This is a genomic window from Shinella sp. M31 (assembly GCF_049199205.1).
In the GTDB taxonomy this organism is placed as follows: Bacteria; Pseudomonadota; Alphaproteobacteria; order Rhizobiales; family Rhizobiaceae; genus Shinella.
In genome coordinates, this window is record NZ_JBLZPH010000223.1 from 1 (window position 1) to 2,246 (window position 2,246).

Consider the following 2,246-nt stretch of genomic DNA (forward strand, 5'->3'; position numbering starts at 1 on the left):
AAATCCCCATGACCACCATCCAGCGTGGCCGCGCGTTTTTGCGCGGCCAGAAGGAGCCCCATGGCTAGAGAAACCCTATCAACCGCTCTCGAGCTCATGTTCGGGCATGAGGGCGGCTATGTGAATTCGAAGACCGACCGCGGCGGCCCCACCAAATACGGCGTGACGCACAAGACTCTCGCCGCCCACCTTGGTGTTGCCTCAGTCACCGCAGACCGCGTCAAGGCTATGACCTTGGCGGAAGCGACGGCCATATACCAGAGGTCCTACTGGACGCAGTCGGGCGGCGACGTTCTCCCGGTGGGCCTCGACTACGCCGCGTTCGATTTCGGTGTGAATTCCGGCCCGACGCGCGCTGTTAAGTCGCTGCAGGCCGTACTCGCGGCCAAGGGTGGCTATACCGGCAAAGTGGATGGACATATCGGCGAGCAGACGCTTGCCGCTGTCAACGCCTATCCTGGCGGCGTGCGCATGTTCATCATCGACTATTGCGATGAGCGCATGCGGTTCCTGCGGTCGCTGGGCGGCAAGACCGGCTTTTCGGCCAATGGCCGTGGCTGGACGATCCGCGTGACCGGCAAGGACCCGAAGGGCCAGTACAAAGACCAGCCAGGCGTGGTCGGAAATGCGCTGCGGCTTGCTGCAGCAAAGAAGCCGGTCGCATCGCAGACGACTGCTGGCAGCGCCAAGGCTGACGGGCGCGATACCGGGATCGGTGAAGTCCTGAAAAAGTCTGAAGCATGGGGTCCGCTTGGCGGTCTGCTTTCCGCGATCGGCGCAATTGCTGCCGGCAGTGGTCCTGTGCAGTGGGCGCTCGCCGCTGCTGTGGTGGCCGGCGTGGCCTATGGCATCTATCGGCTTGTGGAGCGGGAGAGGGCAGATGCTTAGCGCAGAATACCGCGGCGTCGACAGCCAGCCGTCGGTTAGCACACTGAAACTGTCCTTGGCGGCCAGCAACGCTCGAGAGGTGCTAGCGGCGCTTTCCCATGCGGCGCAAGCTCTTCCGGGTTTCCGCGACGCTCTTCTGGACCTCTTCGAGATCAGCGAGGAGCCTTTTGTTGTCGAGCTCGACCGTCTCGCCGCATCCCGCGCAGACGAAGTCGTCATGCGCCTTTATCCAAGCGATAGTCTGCTCCGTCTTGTGGCCGCATTTCGGGCAAGGCAACCCGAACTTTTTCCCGTCGAGCATTTTCCCCTCCTGGTTGGTGAAGGCGATATCAACACGATCCACGGGGATGCGCAATGCTGGCAATAGCAGCGGTCCTATGGTCCCGCATTTCACGCTATCTAGCCATGGCTGGTGTGGCGCTCGCGATTATCGCGGGCGCTTTTTTCTATGGGCGCTCCGACGGTAAGGCCGACGCAGAAGCCGAGCAGGCCCGCAACAATGCAAAAGCAATCAAGAAGGCGAGGGGCGTCGAAGATGAAGTTCAAGGCATGGGCAGCGCTGACATTGATAGCGCTCTCGCTAAGTGGATGCGCGACGGCAAGCGGTAATTTCTGCGATGTCGCGCGGGCCGTGCGCCCCAGTGTGGAAGACAAGATGACTGAAGAGACCAAACGCCAGATCCTGCGCGAGAACGAGAAGCTGGCAAAACTCTGCGGGGTGCATCCGTGAGTGGCCCCGAAATCATGGGCGCGGTCGGCTTCATCGTCATGCTATTTGGCGCGATCTTTGGTGTCTGGAAATACCTTGACGGCAAGTTAACGTCGGCGCGCAAAGAGACCGAATCCGTGTCGCGTGACCTCGCCGCTCACAAGCTGCATGCAGCGGAAACGTTCGCGACCAAACAGGGTATGCAAGAGCAGACTAGTCAAATGCTTCGCGCTATCGAGGGCGTCGCTTCTCGTATCGACGGAATCAGCGAGCGGCTGGACAGGGTGTTCGAGCAGAGGTCAGCCCGAAGTACCCGAAATTGATGTAGCCCCCTCTGCTTTGACGGCCGAGGGGGCTTTTTCGTTTTAATCGCAAGCTCTAACCTGAGCGTCTATCTACTTGGAACAGCGCAAGACTTCGCCTTCATTGAGGATTCAATTGCGGTCGCTTTCCCCTTGCTGACCGCGATCTGCCCTTCCTTATCGCCACCGGTCAGACTGGATGCCGGCACACCGATCAGGAATACCCCAAACGCGTCTCCCGTAGCCGCCTGGTTCTGTTGTTTTGAAAGTGCGGCGAGATTACCTTGTTCTTTAATGTATTCCTGACCCAGCTGTTCGCAGTTTAGGTTTCCATAAGCGGCCATAGG

5 protein-coding genes are annotated in these 2,246 nt (G+C 59.7%); 4 read left to right on the forward strand and 1 reads right to left on the reverse strand.

Annotated elements, in window-relative coordinates:
- Positions 1 to 60 precede the first annotated feature (60 nt).
- From ACOZKU_RS27920 to ACOZKU_RS27935, 4 genes are all read left to right on the forward strand, one after another.
- Positions 61 to 888 (forward strand): glycoside hydrolase family 108 protein, encoded by an 828-nt coding sequence (locus ACOZKU_RS27920; RefSeq protein ID WP_421581630.1) that lies wholly within the window; start codon positions 61 to 63, stop codon positions 886 to 888.
- Positions 881 to 1,255: a hypothetical protein gene (locus ACOZKU_RS27925; RefSeq protein WP_421581631.1), complete on the forward strand. Its 375-nt coding sequence runs from the start codon at positions 881 to 883 to the stop codon at positions 1,253 to 1,255. The genes ACOZKU_RS27920 and ACOZKU_RS27925 overlap by 8 nt, the downstream gene beginning before the upstream one ends.
- A 168-nt stretch (positions 1,256 to 1,423) precedes the next feature.
- Entirely contained in the window at positions 1,424 to 1,618 is a 195-nt protein-coding gene (locus ACOZKU_RS27930) for a hypothetical protein (protein ID WP_421581632.1), read from the forward strand.
- A complete protein-coding gene (locus ACOZKU_RS27935) occupies positions 1,615 to 1,920 on the forward strand; it encodes a hypothetical protein (protein WP_421581633.1) in 306 nt (101 codons plus the stop codon). The genes ACOZKU_RS27930 and ACOZKU_RS27935 overlap by 4 nt, the downstream gene beginning before the upstream one ends.
- A 68-nt stretch (positions 1,921 to 1,988) precedes the next feature.
- Here the strand turns inward: ACOZKU_RS27935 and ACOZKU_RS27940 are convergent.
- On the reverse strand, positions 1,989 to 2,246 hold a 258-nt coding region (locus ACOZKU_RS27940), incomplete at its 5' end, for a hypothetical protein (RefSeq protein WP_421581634.1).